Genomic DNA, 17,786 nt, shown 5'->3' with positions numbered 1-17,786 from the left:
GACTTATGGTAAGTGATACCAGCGAGCAGGCCCTGGAAGCGGCCATAGAGAGATACCTTCCCGGTACATGCCTGGAGGAGCAGAAGCGAGTCGCAGAGGGTGGGGATATCCCGTTCAGCGCCAGTCATGGCTATGAGTTGGGTTTACCACTGGACTTCAATGCCCATTACGCCATTGATACCAAGCGGTTCTGGGGTTTTCTGGAAAATACCCAGGAAGAGGCGTTGGCTAAGCTGCAAAAAGGCGGTGCCGACCGGCAACGGAAGGTGCTTGAACGCTATGACCGGTTGGTTAAAAAGTACGGGCTGCTTCACCTGCTGAAGAAGGGGCTCAGTGTTGATGACGCCCATCTCCACCTGATGTATCCAGCACCACTTGCCAGTAGCTCTGAGAAGGTAAAGCAGAACTTCGCCGAGAACATCTTCAGCAGTACCCGTCAGGTGCGTTATTCGCTGGCCAACACTCTGGAAGAGATCGATCTGGTGCTCTTCATCAATGGCCTGCCTTTCGCTACCCTGGAGTTAAAAAACCCATGGACCGGCCAGACTGCCCGCTATCATGGGCAGAAGCAGTATCGTAATGATCGGGATATTGCCCAGTCCCTGATGCAGTTCGGCCGATGTCTGGTTCACATGGCGGTGGATACCGATGAGGTCTACATGACCACCAAACTGGCAGGGAAGAGCACCATTTTTCTTCCATTCAACAAGGGCTTTAATTTCGGTACAGGTAATCCGTCGAACCCCAATGGTCACAAGACGTCTTATCTCTGGGAGGAGGTGTTCAGCAAGGAGAGCATCGCCAGTATTATCCAACACTTCGTCAGGCTCGATGCTAGTGCCAAGAGGTCATTGAACAAGCGAACACTGTTCTTTCCCCGTTACCACCAGTTGGATGTGGTGCGAAAGCTGATAGCGGATGTCGGTACCAAAGGGGTAGGGCAGACCTACCTGATTCAGCATTCGGCCGGTTCGGGAAAGTCCAATTCCATCACCTGGGCAGCCTATCAGCTGATCGAGGCCTATCCAGTGAGTGAGGATGTGCCGGGTGCCAAGGGGCTGGATCAGCCTCTGTTCGACTCGGTGATCGTGGTGACCGACCGACGCCTGCTCGATAAGCAGTTGCGTGAGAACATCAAGGAGTTCTCCGCGGTTAAGAATATCATCGCTCCGGCCTTCAAATCCTCTGAACTCAAGGTAGCGCTGGAACAAGGCAAGAAGATAATCATTACGACCATCCAGAAATTCCCTTTTATCATAGATGGCATCGATGATCTCAGCAGAAACCGATTTGCTGTCATCATTGATGAGGCCCACAGCTCTCAGAGTGGTTCAGCCCACGATAATATGAATAGGGCTATGGGTAAGGAAGACAATGGCGAGGATGAGGGGCTGGATGTGCAGGATAAAATTCTCCAGGCCATGAAGTCACGCAAGATGCGCGGCAATGCATCCTATTTTGCCTTTACCGCGACACCTAAAAACAACACCCTGGAGAAGTTTGGTGTCAAACAATCTGATGGAAGCTTTGACCCCTTCCACCTCTATTCAATGAAGCAGGCCATCGAAGAGGGGTTCATCCTCGATGTGCTAGCCAACTACACCACCTATAAGAGCTATTATGAAATTCAGAAGTCGATAGAGGACAATCCACTCTTCGATAGTGCAAAGGCACAGAAGAAGCTACGTGCCTACGTGGAGCGCAATTAGCAGACCATCAACATCAAAGCCGAAATTATGCTCGACCATTTTGTCTCCCAAGTGGTCAATGGCAAAAAGCTGAAAGGAAAGGCCAAGGGAATGGTCATTACACAGAGCATTGAGACCGCTATCCGTTACCATAAGGCGATTAACCGCCTGCTTGACGATATGGGTAAACCTTTCAAGGCGCTGATCGCTTTCTCAGGCACCAAGGAAGTGGATGGGATCGAGTATACAGAAGCAGAGGTGAACGGATTTCCCGAGGGTGATACCAGGGACTACTTCGACGTCAATTACAAGAGAAAGAGTCCAAATGACCCGGTTCCAAAAGGAATCAACCAGGATGCCTACAGGTTGTTGATTGTCACAAATAAATATCTGACAGGTTTCGATCAGCCCAGACTTTGTTCTATGTATGTGGATAAGAAGCTGCAAGGGGTACTGGCGGTACAGGCGTTGTCACGCCTCAATCGAGCTGCCCCTAAGTGGAGTAAGAAGACCGAAGACCTCTTTATTCTCGATTTTTTCAATTTGGCAGAAGATATCAAGAAGGCATTCGACCCGTTCTATACTGCAACCAGCCTGTCTCAGGCAACAGATGTCAATGTGCTGCATGAGCTGAAAGATGCCATGGATGATATGGGTGTGTATGAATGGCATAAAGTAGAGCACTTTGTTGAACGATATTTCAATGATGCTGATGCGCAGGAGCTTAGTCCCATCATTGATGCTGCGGCAGCTAGATTCAATGAAGAACTTGAGCTGGAGGATGATGATAAGGCTGATTTCAAAATCAAAGCCAAGCAGTTTGTGAAAATCTATGGCCAGATGGCCGCTATCATGCCTTATGAGATTGCAGCTTGGGAGAAGCTGTTCTGGTTCCTTAAGTTCCTTATCCCCAAGCTGAAGGTGCAAGACCCAAATGCGGATAAGCTTGATGAGCTTTTGGAGTCAGTGGACCTCTCTTCATACGGCCTCGAAAGAGTGAAGCTCAATCACAGTATCGGCCTTGATGATACTGAAACTGAGCTCGACCCACAGAACCCAAATCCACGCGGTACTCATGGCGAAGAAGAACGAGATCCACTGGATGAGATTATTCAAAACTTTAATGAACGCTGGTTCCAGGGGTGGAGTGCCACTCCTGAAGAGCAGCGGGTTAAGTTCGTCAATATTGCAGACAGTATAAAGGTTCATCCTGATTTTGAAGAGAAGTACAAAAACAATCAGGATACTCACAACCGTCAGTTGGCATTCGAGAAAATTTTTGAAGAGGTTATGCTCAAGAATCGCCGCAATGAAATGGAGTTGTATAAATTATTGGGGGATGCTGCATTTAGGGCTGCTATGAAACAGAGTTTGCAGCATATCATTGGGAACTAGTTTGGCCAGAGATAACGTATCGATTTGTGAAAGCCAGATAAAGGTGTGATTTAAAAGAATCCGCAGAACGTTGGGTGCTTTCTTCCAAGTATCAAAGCACATAATTTTTCTCCTAAATGGAAGCTTAACTTATTGATTTTGCTAGACTGGATTTGCTGGAAAGCAGCCTGACTTAATGAGGATGAATTTTCAGTAACCATTTGAATAATTAAGAGAATTTAATATTAATTTGGTCATGTATGGTTTGTACGGTGCATTGATGACAAGAGAAAACATCCGGGTAACCGGTATTGTACAGGGAGTGGGGTTTCGGCCGACTGTGTGGCGGCTGGCCAATGAGTGCGGGATTGCCGGACGGGTCTGGAATGATGCTGAAGGGGTGCTGATTCAAGCCTGGGGAAGCCAGGTATTGTTGGATGATTTCGTGCGACGTCTGCGGACTGAGCAACCTCCTTTGTCACGTATTGAAGAGATTGTTCGCACGGTATTGAATGATGATGGAGTGATCCCGAAGGATTTTCAGATTGTCGTCAGCCGGGAAGGCAAGGTGCGCACCAATGTGGCAGCAGATGCCGCAACCTGTCCGGAGTGTCTCGCCGAGGTTTTGGATCCCACCAATCGACGTTACCGCTACCCTTTTACCAACTGCACCCATTGCGGTCCCAGGCTGTCGATTATCAGAGCGATACCCTATGACCGTGCTAATACCAGCATGGCCTCTTTTTCGATGTGTGAGCGGTGTCTGGCCGAATATGAAGATCCGGCTAATCGCCGTTTCCATGCCCAGCCCAACGCCTATAGTGACTGTGGTCCACAGGTCTGGCTGGAGGATGCAGGAGGAGAGCGGCTGGTACCGGATGACAATTGTGATGTCATAGCAACGGCTGCTCACCTGATCCGTCAAGGCAGTATTGTTGCGATCAAGGGCATTGGCGGTATTCATCTTGCCTGCGATGCAAGCAATGAAGATGCGGTTGACCGTCTGCGCCAGCGCAAGCACCGCTATCAAAGGCACTTGCTTTGATGGCACGGGACACGGAGATGGTTTCACGCTTTGCTGAAGTGGATAATACAGAGACGGCACTACTGAATGACAGAGCTGCACCGATTGTGGTGTTGAATGCTGCTGGAGAAACCCTCGCCCAGGGTATTGCGCCAAGTTCAGAATACTTTGGGCTTCATGCTGCCTTACACTCCTCTGCATCATCTGCTGATGCAGGATATGACGAAGCCGATTGTACTGACTTCGGGCAATCGCAGTGATGAACCTCAGACCATCAGCAATCGGGATGCGCATCAGCGGCTCGATCAGATCGCCGATTACTACCTGCTGCACGACCGTGACATCGTTAACCGTCTGGACGATTCGGTGTTGCGCATGGCAGATAGCAAACCACAATTCTTGCGTCGTGCACGGGGATATGCACCACAGCCGATCCTGTTGCCGGATGGATTCGCCGATGCTGAAAATATCCTGGCAATGGGTGGGGAACTGAAGAATACCTTTTGTCTATTGAAAGATGGCAGGGCTATCCTGTCTCAGCATATGGGCGATCTGGAGGATGCCGCCACTCACCAGGATTATCGTCATAATCTGCAACTCTACCGGCAACTGTTTGATTTCTCGCCGGCAGTGATTGCGGTGGACAAACATCCTGACTACCTGTCGACTCAGTTGGGCAAGGTGATTGCCGCAGAGGAGGATGTACAACTTGTCGAGGTGCAGCACCATCATGCCCATATAGCGGGTTGTATGGCGGAACACGTGCTACCGATGGATACTGAGAAGGTATTTGGCGTAGCACTGGATGGGTTGGGTTTTGGCGAGGATGAAACTATCTGGGGTGGTGAATTCCTGCTGGCGGATTACCATGGCTTTGAACGCGTTGCTTATTTTCAGCCGGTTCCCATGTTGGGCGGCGCTCAGTCGATGCGCGAACCCTGGCGCAACACTTTTGCACAGTTGTTATATATGCTGGATTGGGATCAGGTTGCAGAAGTGTATGGGGAGTTGGGTATCATCCGCTTCCTTAATAGCAAACCCCTGGCGACTTTAAAGACCATGGCAGAGAAAGGACTGAATAGTCCGCCAGCCTCGTCTGCCGGGCGTCTGTTTGATGCAGTTGCAGCGGCAGTTGATGTCTGCCGCGACTCCGCCGGTTTCGAGGGACAGGCGGCCATCGAGTTGGAGGCGCTTCTTGCGCCGATAGCAACACCGGCGAACGATGGCGGGTTATCGCTTGGGCAGGCTATGATAGCTAGTTGCCCATGAATTATTCATAACCACATGATAAGTATGAATTAACAATCCATATTATGATAGAATATCTTGCAAGAAAAGTCTTCCTTTAACATCGCAAACATGAAACGATAAAAATCGTATAACATTGTTGGGCTCAGTTTATAAGAACAGTGACCCCAGTAAAGGTGGGCATCCACCTTACGATGCGGTACTGATGTTCAAGGTGTTGGTCCTACAGCGTTTGTTCAATCTATCCGATGATCAAACAGAGTTCCAGATTCGGGATCGCTATAGCTTTTGTCATTTTCTTGGACTGAGCCTGGAGGGATAAGGTCTCCGATACCAAAATGGTTTGGGTGTATCGTGAGCGTCTGAAAGAACGAGGCCTTGTTGATAAACTCTTTTCAGCGCTGTTGATCCAGATTGATGCAGCAGGCTTCAGTGCTCGCAAAGGACAGATTGTAGATGCCGCTATCGTCCCAGTACCCAGGCAACGTAATACGCTTACTCGGTTGGGTATACAGCAAGGTGGTTCGGTGCGCATTCGCCCAGTTCACCAGGGTTTGACTAAGATACTCTGGCCCGTTGTCACACCGCAGTGCCGCTGGTTTTCCACGCCACTCAATGATTTGCTCTAGCGCCCGAACCACGCGCGATGAGGTAGTGATAAACCGACTTCAATTCCCAGCCCTTCACGGTTGTAATCATCCATCACATTGAACGTACGGAAGTGGCGCCCATCACGAAGCTGGTCTGACATAAAATCCATCGACCAGACTTGATCCTTTTTCGGGGCTCAATCAGAAGGTTAAGTTCTAACTCCCGATAAATGCGATACCCCCGCTTGTGGTTCTAGCCATAGCCTTTCACATTGCGTAGATACAGAAAGCACAAACCAAAGCCCCAACGCTTGTGCGTTTGTCTCAGTCGCAATAGCCAATCGGCCTGTTTTCACTAGAGCATTTAGCCTCATATCGGTAACAGGTCTGACTGATACCAAAAGTGATACAGGCTAAACGGATACTGATACCATCACGGCTCACGGTGTGCTTCGCCATCCCCCTTCGACGAGATGGCGCTACAACTTTCCCTCAAGGGCTTCCTGTCGCAGTTCCGCTTTGATCCGTTCTTCTGCGTACATCTTCTTAAGTCGGGCATTCTCAGCACGTAGATCTTTGACCTCTTTCATCAGGGAGGCATCCATTCCACCGTATTTGGCACGCCACTGATAAATCAGTGCCGTGCTAACCCCGTGCTCGCACGCCAGCTCTGACACCGAAACACCGGCTTCGTGCTGCTTCAAGATGGACAAAATTTGACTGTCCGAAAACTTCGATTTCTTCATAAAAACTTCCTCTGATTAACATCATAAAAGTCTCTACTTAAAAACCCGATTACTTTTCGGGGGGATTACAATAACAAACGTCGCCAGAAGGATGTTGCAGCCCACTGGACTAAGAAGCATGGCAAAACCCACTATGGGTACAAAAGCCACATCAGCATAGACTGGAAGCACAAGGTCATTCGCAAGTACGCCATCACATTTTACCGCAGTCAGATTCATCGCAAGTCGACACGCAAACGCCCCTTGAATGAACGGGAGCAAGAGGCAAACCGAAAATAATCAAGAGTTCGGGCTCGAGTTGAGCACGTGTTTGCCCAGCAGACCAATTGATTGGTGCGTAGCATCGGGCAAGGCAGGCCCGGCGTGATGAATTTGGTGTACAACATGCGTCGATTGGCGTGGCTGGTCGGATGAAGTGAGGTATGAGTATGGATGTTGTCAGAAAAATGAGCATGAAGATACCGGGCTCTCTGGATTTGCTAGGGGCTATTGGTTTTTGTCGGGTTTTTAGAGGTTCCCTTAACTCGGCAGATATTTATATATCAATATAATAGCCTGCACGCAAGCTCAGCACTGAGCAACAAGAACTTCTGAGACAGCAAGCTGTTTAGCTCCGCCTGCAAGGAAAGCGCTTAAGGAAATAGGCGGCTTATTGAATGTTCATCCAAATACGGCTGGATAGTGGTATAAGCGCTATCGTGTTGGTGGTAAAGAAGCTCTGGCCATCGCGAAGCGGGGACCAAAAAATGCACACTGTCGCCTGACTGAAGATCAAGAGCAAAAAGTCATTGAAGCGATTCGGGGTTATATGCCGGATCAATACAAACCCGGCTCTGTGCTCTGGACACGAGATTCCATTGCCCAACTTATCAAGCAGTTCCAGGGGGATTAGTATCCCTGTGCGGACTGTGTGCGACTACCTTAAGTGCTGGGATTTTACACTTCAAAAGCCAGTAAATCAGGCCTGGTTGAAAGGTGAGTATCCTGGCATTAAGGAGCGGGCTAAAAAGAGAGTGCCACTATATTCTGTGGTGAAATAGGTATAAAAAACACCACGCAGTATGGTCGCTGTTATGCTCCGCAAGGACAAACGCCAGCACAGCGGCTCCCGTCCAAACGAGTGTCGCTGAGTATGATTTCAGCTATTACGAATTCAGGGTGAAGTACAGCTTCATGCTGTATGAGCCATCCATGAATGCGAAAGTGCTGGTCAAATTTCTAAGGGCACTGATTGAATCTATACCGGGAAAGGTATCTCTGATACAGGACAACCTACGAGTGCATCATACCAAGAAAGTGAAGCGATGGTTATCTGACCGGACCGTAAAATGCTATCTGGAAGTCTTTTTCTTGCCTGCCTATTCACCGGAACTGAATCCTGACGAGTATCTGAATTGTGATCTGAAAAGCATGCTTCATAGCGGGGAAGCGTTTTGTTCTGTGAACGATCTGAAAAAGAGAACACGATCCTGTATGCGAACCTTGCAAGAAAGGCCTGAACGAGTGGAAAATTACTTCAATGCGACAGATATAAAGCACTCTGCCTAGTCAGTGTATTTGTCTGCCTGGTTAATGAAATGAGCGAAAAGGTCAGCGTCAAACTGATGCTGCCGAGAGATATCGGGCGCTCCAAGGCAAAAGCAAAACTCAGTCAGATACTCTCCAAGGTCCCGGTGATCAATAGGCTTTTTGCAGCGCAATTTTTTCTCTTTAGTGTCAGAGATATCTGGTTTGTTGTGCCCTGCCTGTCTTCTTTGTTTCCGAGTTGGGTTGGGAACATACGACAGTAGGCACTTAGTATGGCGCTCTGGGTTGTCGGTTATGGATTTGTACCGGCCTCAGCACCTAAACTACTGCGCCGCTCTCATCATGACCGGGGCCGGATAGCGTAACGGCCCGTTTTTGGGTGCTGTTGCTGGTCACCGCCGCTCTTATCGTAGTAATCTATCTGGGACTGGATTTCCCATGGTCACTGGTCATCGGGCTGGCCCTGTTCGGGGCCGTCTTTACCATCAATTCTGCGGTTCATTCGTTTCTTGTTCTGGCCTATTCCGACCACGACAAGGTGGCGATGAATGTCGGCTTCTACTATATGGCAAACGCGGGTGGCAGATTGATCGGAATCATTCTTTCTGGTGGAATCTATCAGTTATGGGATCTCACCGGATGTCTGCTTGGATCGGTGCTGTTTCTTGCAGTGACCTAGTGGTTCACAAACAGGCTGTTGGTTTCGGCATAGTGCGTGTTTGAAAGCGTTCCTTTCTTGAATCTTCGAATTTCGAATAGAGACTAATGCACATCGTCAGAATCCACTCTGACTCGCTGAATTTCAGCGCTGATGATGGCAAAATAGGGAGAGAATGGTTGACGTACTAATGTGCCACTAAATTTTTCAGGAGGTTTTGTTTGATGTCACTCTGTCACTGCGGCTCCCATATTGAGTTTGATGACTGTTGTAGTCCTGTCTTTTCAGGTGCCCGGGAAGTGACTACCGCTGAAAATCTGATGCGTGCCCGTTAGTGTCCCTTTGCCGAGCGGAAGATCGGCTTTCTTGGCGACAGTCTGCATCCGGATCAGCGCCACGATTATGATGAAGCTGCGACTAACCGCTGGGCACTGGATTCCCAATGGCTCGATCTATAGGTGGTTTCCACTGAAGCGGGGAGGGGGTGAAGAGGATCAACAGGGCGTTGTTGAGTTTATCGCAATTTTTAAAGAAAAAGGGGTTACCCGCCGACACCATGAGAAAAGCCGTTTTGAAAAATAGGATGGCCGTTGGTATTTTATTATGGCGATCTGGTATTAACCAAGGCTCAGGTGAATGAGGGGCCAAAGGTGGGACGAAATGATCCGTGTCCCTGTGGTAGTGACAAGAAATGTTGTGGACGTTGATATCCGGGTGATGGTGAATGATGGTGTGGTTTCAAATTAACAGATTAATCATGCTCTCTGCAGTGATCGCAATGTCTGCGATGCACTCGGCATCGGCTGATATCTATAAGTATAAAGACCGCCATGGCAATATCTTTCTTACTGATCAGCCAATGCTCGGCGCAAACTATCAGTTGATATGGAGAACAAGGATAGCACGAAAATCCAGCTCAAAATCGCGTATTGACACGGTTGCAATGCGACGCAATAAGTCCAGATACACTTCTTTGATCGATAACGTTGCGAGGAGTAACCGGCTGCGTCCGGAACTGCTGCATGCCATTGTCAGGGCAGAGTCCTCCTATGATCCGCGTGCCAGGTCCAGAACAGGTGCTATGGGCCTGATGCAGCTGATGCCGGCTACGGCAAAGCGTTATGGCGTTTCTGACAGATGGAATCCAAAGGCAAATCTAAATGGGGGAGCCCGGTATCTGAAGGATCTTTTGAGTATGTTTCAGAATGATCTGAAGCTGGCGCTGGCCGCTTACAATGCAGGTGAGAATGCGGTCAAGAAGTATGGCAATAAAGTGCCGCCTTTTCCTGAGACCCAGCAGTATGTCACCCGTGTGCTGGCGTTTTATCAGAAGAATAGAAAATCGGCCAATATTCCCGCCAGCAGGTAGTATTAGCTTGGCGGCCAAATACACTTACTAGGTGGAGTATTTTATGTGTGTCGTATTGAAGTAACTTTCACTCGTTCTGGCCTCTTTTGCAAGGTTCGCATATAGGATCGTGTTCTCTTTTTCAGATCGTTCACAGAACGAATCGCCTCTCTGCCATGAAGTGACCTCCTCCCTGAAAACCGTACTGATCTAAATTAGAGAATTCTGGCGGATCCGTTAAGCTGAAAGCAGGAGGATGAGCTATGAAGAAATTGCGGTGCATGGAACAACAGATCGCATTCGCATTCGCATTGCGCCAGGCAGAAACGGGAACACGGATTTGAGAGGTCTGCCGCAAGATGGGAATATCGGACGCGACATTTTACAATTGGAAAAATAAGTTTGGAGGTTTAGGCGTTTCAGAGCGACGGAGTTTACGTCAATTAGAGGACGAAAATCGTCGCCTAAAGCAGATGGAGGCTGGACAAGCAGATGCTTCAGGATGTCGTGCGAAAAAAGCGCTGAAGACGGCCAAGCGTCGACGTTCAATTACTTTTCTCCAGGATAGTTACCGGGTTAGTAACCGCCGGGCCTGTGCAGTCATTCAGATGAGCCGCAGTAATTATAGCCACAAAAGCAGGAAGCATGATGATCCGGCTTTACGATTCCGGATATGTGAAATTGCCAAAGACCGTGTTCGTTATAGCTACCAGCGTATTCACATTCTATTGCAGCGTGAAGGCTGGCGGGTGAATCATAAGTGTGTGTTGCGCATCTATCGTGAGGAGGGCCTGAATCTAAGGCACAAACGAGCAAGGCGTCGAGTTGCCGCCGCACACCGGATGGACAGGCCGGAGCTGAATGCTATTTACTTAAGCAATAACCTGCTGATATAACGAATAAAAAAAGGCTGGTTCAGGTGATAAGATGCTAATCACTAAACCAACAACCAACAACCAGGGAACCAGCCTTAATGCATCCTAATCAACGCGCCTGCATACATCAACAAAAAGGCATCACAACCTACGCTACAGTCAGTGATTCCTATGCTCTCTTTAATCGGCTAACCTGCCCTTGAGTTTCTCAATCAAGTCGAATCATTGTTACCGGAATATCGGGAAAGGCTGTTTCCGCCAACAGAGACGCTATCGATGTTTCTGGCTTTAGAACCATGCTTGGTACCTTGGACGCTGGTGATCTCCTTCTGGGGGATGCTTTTTATGCCACCTATTTTCTGTTGTGTGCTCTTCAGGCCAAAGGAGTGGATGGCGTTTTCGAGCAATATGGTTCACGGCGGCGCAGCACGGATTTTCGCCAAGGAGAGCGTCTGGGCCCGCGAGATCATCTTATCGAAATAGACAAGCCAAAAGTCAAACCCGCCTGGATGAGTCAGGCAGAGTATGATCAAACCCCCGATAGATTGAAAGTGCGGGAGTTGCGTGCTGGCGGTAAGATCCTGGTGACAACACTACTTTGCTCAAAAAGTACGAGCAAAGCCGCCCTGAAGGCACTCTAATCGGAACCGTTGGCAGGTAGAGTTAGGTATACGCAACATGCAAGACCACTCTGGGAATGGAAACATTAAGTTGTCGCACACCGGAAATGGCGGAAAAAGAGCTGTGGGTCTATCTTTTGGCTTACAACTTGATCCGTTTACTGATGGCTCAGGCGGTTTTACTGGCTGACATCATTCCTCGACAACCGGGCTTCAAGCATACCTTGCAGCTATGGGTTGTGTGGCAAAAAAGTGGTCGTTATGACATTGAAAAAATTGATGGCCTTTTTATCCTCATTGCACAGCAGCATGTTGGAAAACAACCGGGATGTATGGAGCCGCGGGCTATAAAACGAAGATCCAAGCCATTCCCGCTACTTACCAAAGCCAGGGCTATTGTGCGAGAGAATATTCGGAAAAATGGCACCTAAAAAAGCTTAAGTAAGTAGCATTCAGGCCGGAACTCTCATATTGATCAGTGCTGTAGTATGGATTTTGTCGCCGATCAACTGTTCAATGGGCGACGAATCAAAGCCTTAACTGTAGTCGATAATTTGAGCCTGGAATGTGTTGCTATTGCGGTTGATCGTGCTATAAAAGGGGAGCAGGTTGTAGATGTTATGGAGCAATTACGACTCTGTAATAAGCATAAGCCCTTGAGGATTTAAGTCGATAATGGCCGTAAATTTATTTCGAAGGCCCTTGATCAATGGGCGTATGAGAATAAAATAACGTCAGACTTTTCGCGGCAGGGAATAAGTCAACAGATAATGCGTTTATTGAGTCGTTGAATGGGAGTTTTAGGGATGAATATTTAAATACCCATTGGTTTTTGTCACTGAAAGATGCGCAAGATAAAGATTGAAAGCTGGCGCCATGATTACAATACATTTCGACCCCATGCATCACTGGAAAATTTGATGCCGGATGAATTCCGGGAGAAGCACTCTAAGGCCGGAATCCTCTAAGAATGCCCGGTACAGTTTTTGGTAGGGGCTCAAATCCACCTGATCAATACAACATAGCAGGTTATGCTCCTGGGGTCGGTCAGAAAAATGGAGTTTGTTCAGCTTTGGTTAAGGGTGGATTGCATATCCTGCAATCATAGAATGGAGATAGTGTCAGCCGGAATGACAGTTACAGGAGATGAATCATGAAAAAAACAGTTGCAGTGTTGGCTCTCGGTTTTGTCGCATTTGCGGGAAACATCATGGCAGACAACAGTTTCTACGATAAGGCTCGCGTCGTCAAAGCCAAACCACTCTATGAAATGGTACGCACCAATTACCCGGAAGAGCGCTGCTGGAATGAAAGAGTCGAACAACGTGGGCGCGGTCGCAGTGATTCCTACACCCCGACAATTGCAGGTGCAATTCTCGGTGGCGTGGTCGGCAATCAGTTTGGCAAGGGAGGTGGAAAAAAAGCCATGACCGTAGCCGGAGCGTTGTTGGGTGGATCCATAGGTAATGATATGGGGCGGCGTCCGAGCCGCAGCTATGTCAGCAGCGAACGACGTTGTGAACTGGTTGATAATTACAGCGAACATGAGGAATTGGTTGGTTATCGTGTAAAATACAAATACAACGGGAAAATGTTCTGGACCCGTACTGACAACGATCCAGGGCGTTACATAGAGGTGCATGTTTCTGTGGCACCAACCGGGGGGCGAAAATACTAGCATTATTATGAAGAGGTACAATATTCGATAATATAATGGATAGACCCCTGATTACTATAGGAGATTGGCTGTGAACCGCCAACAGTGGATTCTGACAGGTGTTATCTTCGGTGGGCTGCTGCTCAGTCTGCCGGTGGCCGCTCAGCGTTACTCCTCATCCGGGGATGATGGCCGGGCAAGCCAGCGTGCCGGACGCGGGGGGTACCAGGGGCTGGATAGTTCTGTTTCAAGGCTGCGTGAGCGTACCGGCGGCCGTGTCCTGTCTGCCGAGACAACGAACCGGGATGATACGCCGGTTCACGATATCCGGATCATCACTGAGCGCGGCAAGGTACAGCGGTATCGTGTGGATGCCCGCACCGGTCGTCTCTTGTCACGACCCAAACGCCGCTAAGGGATCGATATGCGGATACTCGTGGTCGAAGATGAAGCGCCTCTGCGTGAACAACTGCAGTCCCATTTAACCGCCAAGGGGTATTCCGTTGATGTTGCCGAGGATGGCGAAGAGGGGCTCTATTTCGGACGGGAATACCCGCTGGATATCGCTGTTATTGATCTTGGACTACCCAAACTGTCCGGTATTGAGTTGATTCGCCAGCTGAGGGCAGAGGCGTTTTCCTTCCCCATTCTGATCTTGACTGCCAGGGGTAACTGGCAGGATAAAGTTGAAGGTTTGGAAGCGGGGGCTGATGATTATCTGGTCAAGCCGTTTCATACCGAAGAGTTGCTGGCCCGGCTGAATGCGTTGGTACGCCGTTCTGCTGGCTATGCCAGCCCAATCATCGAAAGTGGTCCTGTTCAACTGAATACGGCGGCGCAATCATTGGTGCTTAATGGCCAGACTGTTTCACTGACCGCTTATGAATATAAAGTCCTGGAGTATCTGATGCTGCACAGTGGGGCAGTAGTCTCCAAAATTGAGTTGACTGAGCACATCTACGAGCAGGATTTTGATCGCGACAGCAATGTTTTTGAGGTTTTCATAAGACGCATGAGGCAGAAGCTGGATCCAGATGGGACGCTCCAACCCATTGAGACGTTACGGGGGAGAGGCTACCGCTTCAATTTAGATCGGAACAAGATTTGATGCCGTCAATCCATTTAAGGCTGTTGCTGGCTGTCACTCTGGCATTAGTGGCTTTTCTCGGGCTGGGAAGTTTTGCTTTGGACAAGGCTTTCAGCGATAGCCTTGAGCGGGCAGCCGAGGAGCGCCTGCTGGGATATGTCTATGCACTGCTGGGTGCGGCAAAAACAGACACTGAAGGACGTATGCGGCTTCCTGGTAGCCTGCCTGACCCGCGTTTCTCCAACCCCGATTCAGGGTTATATGCCTGGGTTCTTGGAGAGGATGGTAACTACCGATGGCACTCCCTCTCCATGGTGGGCCGACCTGTCAAACCACTCGAAGTTGTTAAGGCAGGTAGTCACAGTTTTAGCTATGAGGAATCGGCTGGCGGATCGTTTTATTTACTGGTTTTCGGGCTTCTCTGGGAAGATGATGCAGGTAAAGAACTCTCCTACAGTTTTGCCATCGCCGAAAATGATGCTGCAATCCAAGCTCAGGTGTCTACTTTCAGAGAATCGCTGCTGGTCTGGCTTGGTGGTGTTTCAGTCATCTTGCTCATGCTCCAGGGACTAGTGCTGAGCTGGGGATTGCGCCCGCTACGACAAGTCTCGAGTGGTTTGAAACGGATTGAGTCAGGGTAATCTGACCAACTCAAAGGCCGTTACCCAAAGGAGCTTCAGGGCCTTACAGGCAATATCAATTCTCTGATCCGAAGTGGTCTGGCTAGTCAGGAGCGTTACAGGAATAGCTTGGGCGATCTGGCTCACAGTCTGAAGACGCCGCTTACAGTGTTGCAGGGCGCTGCTGGGGGTGATGATGCTACTGCTTTGACTGCGAGCGTCAACGAGCAGGTTGGCAGGATGAATGATATCGTCCAGTATCAGCTCAAGCGCGCTGCCGCGTCGGGGCGTCAGGGTCTGGCTCAGATTACACCGGTTGCTGCCGTTGTGAACCGTCTTCTGCGTACTCTGGATAAGGTGTATCAGGAGAAACAGATCAACTGTATTAGCGAAGTGGCCGGAGAGATCGTTTTCTCCGGTGATGAAGGTGATTTGATGGAGCTCCTGGGTAATCTGTTGGAAAATGCATTCAAGTACGGTCGGTCGAAAGTAGTTGTCAGGGCTAAAGTGAATCAGTCAGCTTCAGAGTTGCAGATATCTATTGATGATGATGGACCGGGTATCACCGAATCCGAGCGGCAGAATGTGCTGAAACGTGGCCGGCGTGCGGATGAAAGGCAGCCTGGGCAAGGGATAGGTTTGAGTGTCTCTGATCAGATCATACGGCTTTATGGAGGCGAACTTAGGATCCTGTCCAGTGAGCTGGGAGGGAACAGGATATTTCTCTGGCTGCCTTTGTGATCATTTCTGTCGCTTGTACTTGTGCCCAATTTCTCGCTTGCCAGGAGTGAAATGGAATTTCCTTAGCCCAATGATAAAGCGGCCATGGCTCATGCAAAAAAGGGCTATTCGCCTAATCGAGCGGGTAAGTATCACCCAACCATCCCCCTCAGGATAAAGATTCAGCCCTCCAAGGTGGAGGTAGATCGCATTGGCAACCGTTCCTTGTTGAGAAAACCTCCGCTACGCACCTTGGTCATCTTAATTCGGCTGTTGAAATCTTCTGCCGGACCATTACTTACTTCCAAAACAACAGCGTTCAATATTCCCTCAAACAGTCCTGGCTTGAGACTATGGCTATCGCAATATCAGCAAGGATCTAAAGGACCTGGATGAACATTGCGGTAAAAATCGTGTTTTATCGCATCATGTCTACCGAAAGGATTCGATCTCAGAGAGGATACAAGCGTCACCCTGGGTTTAAAGGCGGCAAACCGGCCCACATAGCGCCGAATACACTGAATCGTGAATTCGTTACTGCAGGGCCTAATCAGGTGTGGGCAACTGACATTACTTAGTCGACCCTGAAATATTCATAACGCAATAATTTATATAAAATAAGCGTCCGGAAAGGGGTAAAAGCAGAGAAAAACTGGACGAAACAGAGGTGGATAATTGAGCAAATCCAAGACAGCCAATCCCAACCAGCAAAGTTTCCTACACCAGAACTTACTGGATCAGCTGAACCCCAAGCATCCACTTTTGCTACTGGCCAGACAGATAGACTGGTCATATTTTGATGCTAAATTTGCCCGCTTTATTCTCATCTTGGAAAGCCCTCAAAACCCATACGCCTAATGGTGGATCTCTCGATACTCAAGCATCTGAAAGACCTCAGTGACGAGGTTCTGATTCAACGCTGGATACAAAATCCCTGCTACCAGAGTTTTACGGGTGAGATCGAATTCCAATGGCAACTTCCTTGTGACCCCTCCGACCTGACTTACTTCAGAAAGCGTATTGGCAAAGAAGGTTTTGAAAAGGTCCTGGCTGCCTCTATCGCCTTACATCAAGAAAAGGCGATCGAAGATGAAATGTGTATCGACACTACCGTACAAGAGAAAAACATTACCTTTCCAACTGATGCAAAGCAGTACCGAAAGATACACGGGCAGTTACTCAAGATGGCCCGAGCAGAAGGTATCGTGCTCAGTCGAAGCCATGAGAAGGAAGTAAAAATTCTCAAGCTCCCCACCCGATTTGCCACACATCCGAGGAATCGTAAAAAGGCACGTAAGGCCGTCAAGCGATTAAAGACCATCAGCGGCTGATTACTGCGTGAAATACAGCGTAAGATGACCGGAGAACAACAGAAATTCTATGCAGAAAAGTTCGCCCTGTACCAGCGCATGCTGAATCAGAAGCGTGCTGATAAAAACAAGTTGTACAGCCTACATGAACCTCATGTTTACTGTATGAGCAAAGGCAAGGCCCAGCAGCGTTATGAGTTTGGCACCAAGGCATCAATCACCACCACAAGGGACGCGGGCATTGTGATTGGTGCCCTGGCTTTTGAGAAGAATGTATTTGATGGTCACACCGTACCTGAGGTCTTGGCACAGGTGAAACGTCTCATCAATCGAGTACCCAAAGTGGGTATTGCTGATCGAGGTTACCGGGGCAAATCAAAGGTTAATGACACCCAGATAGTAACGCCAAAGCCTGCTAGGAAGAATACCTCAGAAGAAGCCATGGCATTAGCCAGAAAACGTTTCAGAAGACGAGCTGGCATTGAGCCTGTGGTCACTTAAAGAGTGACCACAGGCTAAAAATGAACTTTCTTAAAGGCTTTGCCGGGGATCAGATTAACTTGCTTATGGCGGCGGCTGCCTTCAACTTCAGAAAATGGATGAGGGAGGTTCTTTTTGTGCTGAAAAATATCATGTCCATACTGTTGTTCCTGTTTGCAAAACAGAAACAACAGTATTATTAAGTGCCTAGAAT

The 17,786-nt window shown here is 48.8% G+C and carries 12 protein-coding genes and 10 pseudogenes; 20 read left to right on the top strand and 2 right to left on the bottom strand.

Going from position 1 to position 17,786, the window contains the following annotated elements; genetic code table 11:
- The first annotated feature begins 5 nt into the window (after positions 1-5).
- From MN084_RS13075 to MN084_RS13060, 4 genes and pseudogenes are all read left to right on the top strand, one after another.
- Positions 6-3,083 (top strand): annotated as a pseudogene (locus tag MN084_RS13075) (type I restriction endonuclease subunit R).
- 235 nt (positions 3,084-3,318) lie between these two features.
- Positions 3,319-4,437, top strand: a pseudogene (locus tag MN084_RS13070) (Sua5/YciO/YrdC/YwlC family protein); the annotation flags it as partial.
- 24 nt (positions 4,438-4,461) lie between these two features.
- Positions 4,462-5,355 carry a Kae1-like domain-containing protein gene (locus MN084_RS13065; RefSeq protein ID WP_277400335.1) on the top strand — a complete coding sequence of 298 codons (894 nt, stop codon included), beginning with the start codon at positions 4,462-4,464 and terminating at the stop codon, positions 5,353-5,355.
- A gap of 148 nt (positions 5,356-5,503) precedes the next feature.
- Positions 5,504-5,828, top strand: a pseudogene (locus MN084_RS13060) (transposase); the annotation flags it as partial.
- Here MN084_RS13060 and MN084_RS13055 read toward each other — a convergent pair.
- Positions 5,829-6,670: pseudogene (locus MN084_RS13055) on the bottom strand (transposase); the annotation flags it as partial. It abuts the pseudogene before it with no gap.
- 75 nt (positions 6,671-6,745) lie between these two features.
- Here MN084_RS13055 and MN084_RS13050 point away from each other — a divergent pair.
- The 14 genes and pseudogenes from MN084_RS13050 to MN084_RS12995 all read left to right on the top strand — a co-directional run.
- A pseudogene (locus tag MN084_RS13050) lies at positions 6,746-7,084 on the top strand (IS5/IS1182 family transposase); the annotation flags it as partial.
- A 304-nt stretch (positions 7,085-7,388) separates the two neighbouring features.
- A complete protein-coding gene (locus MN084_RS19825) occupies positions 7,389-7,562 on the top strand; it encodes a hypothetical protein (protein WP_445083972.1) in 174 nt (57 codons plus the stop codon).
- A gap of 281 nt (positions 7,563-7,843) precedes the next feature.
- A complete protein-coding gene (locus tag MN084_RS19820) occupies positions 7,844-8,218 on the top strand; it encodes a transposase (protein ID WP_445083831.1) in 375 nt (124 codons plus the stop codon).
- 358 nt (positions 8,219-8,576) lie between these two features.
- Positions 8,577-8,876: a hypothetical protein gene (locus MN084_RS13045; RefSeq protein WP_330178092.1), complete on the top strand. Its 300-nt coding sequence runs from the start codon at positions 8,577-8,579 to the stop codon at positions 8,874-8,876.
- Positions 8,877-9,221: 345 nt separating this feature from the next.
- Positions 9,222-9,437: a YchJ family metal-binding protein gene (locus MN084_RS13040; RefSeq protein ID WP_241086091.1), complete on the top strand. Its 216-nt coding sequence runs from the start codon at positions 9,222-9,224 to the stop codon at positions 9,435-9,437.
- A 391-nt stretch (positions 9,438-9,828) separates the two neighbouring features.
- Entirely contained in the window at positions 9,829-10,224 is a 396-nt protein-coding gene (locus tag MN084_RS13035; protein WP_330178091.1) for a lytic transglycosylase domain-containing protein, read from the top strand.
- Between the two features lie 242 nt (positions 10,225-10,466).
- Positions 10,467-11,072: pseudogene (locus MN084_RS13030) on the top strand (transposase); the annotation flags it as partial.
- Between the two features lie 296 nt (positions 11,073-11,368).
- Positions 11,369-12,129, top strand: a pseudogene (locus MN084_RS13025) (transposase); the annotation flags it as partial.
- Between the two features lie 39 nt (positions 12,130-12,168).
- Positions 12,169-12,666: pseudogene (locus tag MN084_RS13020) on the top strand (integrase core domain-containing protein); the annotation flags it as partial.
- Between the two features lie 185 nt (positions 12,667-12,851).
- Complete coding sequence (locus MN084_RS13015; RefSeq protein ID WP_241086093.1) at positions 12,852-13,376, top strand: glycine zipper 2TM domain-containing protein; 525 nt, start codon at positions 12,852-12,854, stop codon at positions 13,374-13,376.
- A 70-nt stretch (positions 13,377-13,446) separates the two neighbouring features.
- Positions 13,447-13,770, top strand: coding sequence for a PepSY domain-containing protein (locus MN084_RS13010; protein ID WP_241086094.1), 324 nt, complete (start codon positions 13,447-13,449; stop codon positions 13,768-13,770).
- Positions 13,771-13,779: 9 nt separating this feature from the next.
- Complete coding sequence (locus MN084_RS13005) at positions 13,780-14,463, top strand: response regulator transcription factor (protein WP_241086095.1); 684 nt, start codon at positions 13,780-13,782, stop codon at positions 14,461-14,463.
- The gene (locus MN084_RS13000) at positions 14,460-15,083 is read left to right on the top strand and encodes a hypothetical protein (protein ID WP_241086096.1); all 624 of its coding nucleotides are present in this window, start codon (positions 14,460-14,462) and stop codon (positions 15,081-15,083) included. Before MN084_RS13005 ends, MN084_RS13000 begins: the two co-directional genes overlap by 4 nt.
- A gap of 219 nt (positions 15,084-15,302) precedes the next feature.
- The gene (locus tag MN084_RS12995) at positions 15,303-15,803 is read left to right on the top strand and encodes an ATP-binding protein (protein ID WP_241086097.1); all 501 of its coding nucleotides are present in this window, start codon (positions 15,303-15,305) and stop codon (positions 15,801-15,803) included.
- A 161-nt stretch (positions 15,804-15,964) separates the two neighbouring features.
- Here MN084_RS12995 and MN084_RS12990 read toward each other — a convergent pair whose 3' ends face one another.
- On the bottom strand, positions 15,965-16,105 hold the full coding sequence (locus tag MN084_RS12990; RefSeq protein WP_241086098.1) for a transposase: 141 nt from the start codon (positions 16,103-16,105) through the stop codon (positions 15,965-15,967).
- Positions 16,106-16,134: 29 nt separating this feature from the next.
- Between MN084_RS12990 and MN084_RS12985 the strand changes: the two are divergent.
- Together MN084_RS12985 and MN084_RS19815 are read left to right on the top strand one after the other, a co-directional pair.
- Positions 16,135-16,357: pseudogene (locus MN084_RS12985) on the top strand (IS3 family transposase); the annotation flags it as partial.
- Positions 16,358-16,457: 100 nt separating this feature from the next.
- Positions 16,458-17,775 (top strand): annotated as a pseudogene (locus MN084_RS19815) (IS5 family transposase).
- Positions 17,776-17,786 lie beyond the last annotated feature (11 nt).

This window comes from Candidatus Vondammii sp. HM_W22, assembly GCF_022530855.2.
In the GTDB taxonomy this organism is placed as follows: Bacteria; Pseudomonadota; Gammaproteobacteria; order Chromatiales; family Chromatiaceae; genus Vondammii.
The sequence above is the reverse complement of the archived record's forward strand: the minus strand, read 5'-3'. Positions and strand labels throughout refer to the sequence as shown.

Bases quoted from the DNA above. Each gene is read 5' to 3' on its own strand.
- MN084_RS13015 (WP_241086093.1), top strand. From the start codon at position 12,852: ATGAAAAAAACAGTTGCAGTGTTGGCTCTCGGTTTTGTCGCATTTGCG.
- MN084_RS12995 (WP_241086097.1), top strand. From the start codon at position 15,303: ATGAATGATATCGTCCAGTATCAGCTCAAGCGCGCTGCCGCGTCGGGG.
- MN084_RS13005 (WP_241086095.1), top strand. From the start codon at position 13,780: ATGCGGATACTCGTGGTCGAAGATGAAGCGCCTCTGCGTGAACAACTG.
- MN084_RS13065 (WP_277400335.1), top strand. From the start codon at position 4,462: ATGGCAGATAGCAAACCACAATTCTTGCGTCGTGCACGGGGATATGCA.
- MN084_RS19820 (WP_445083831.1), top strand. From the start codon at position 7,844: ATGCTGTATGAGCCATCCATGAATGCGAAAGTGCTGGTCAAATTTCTA.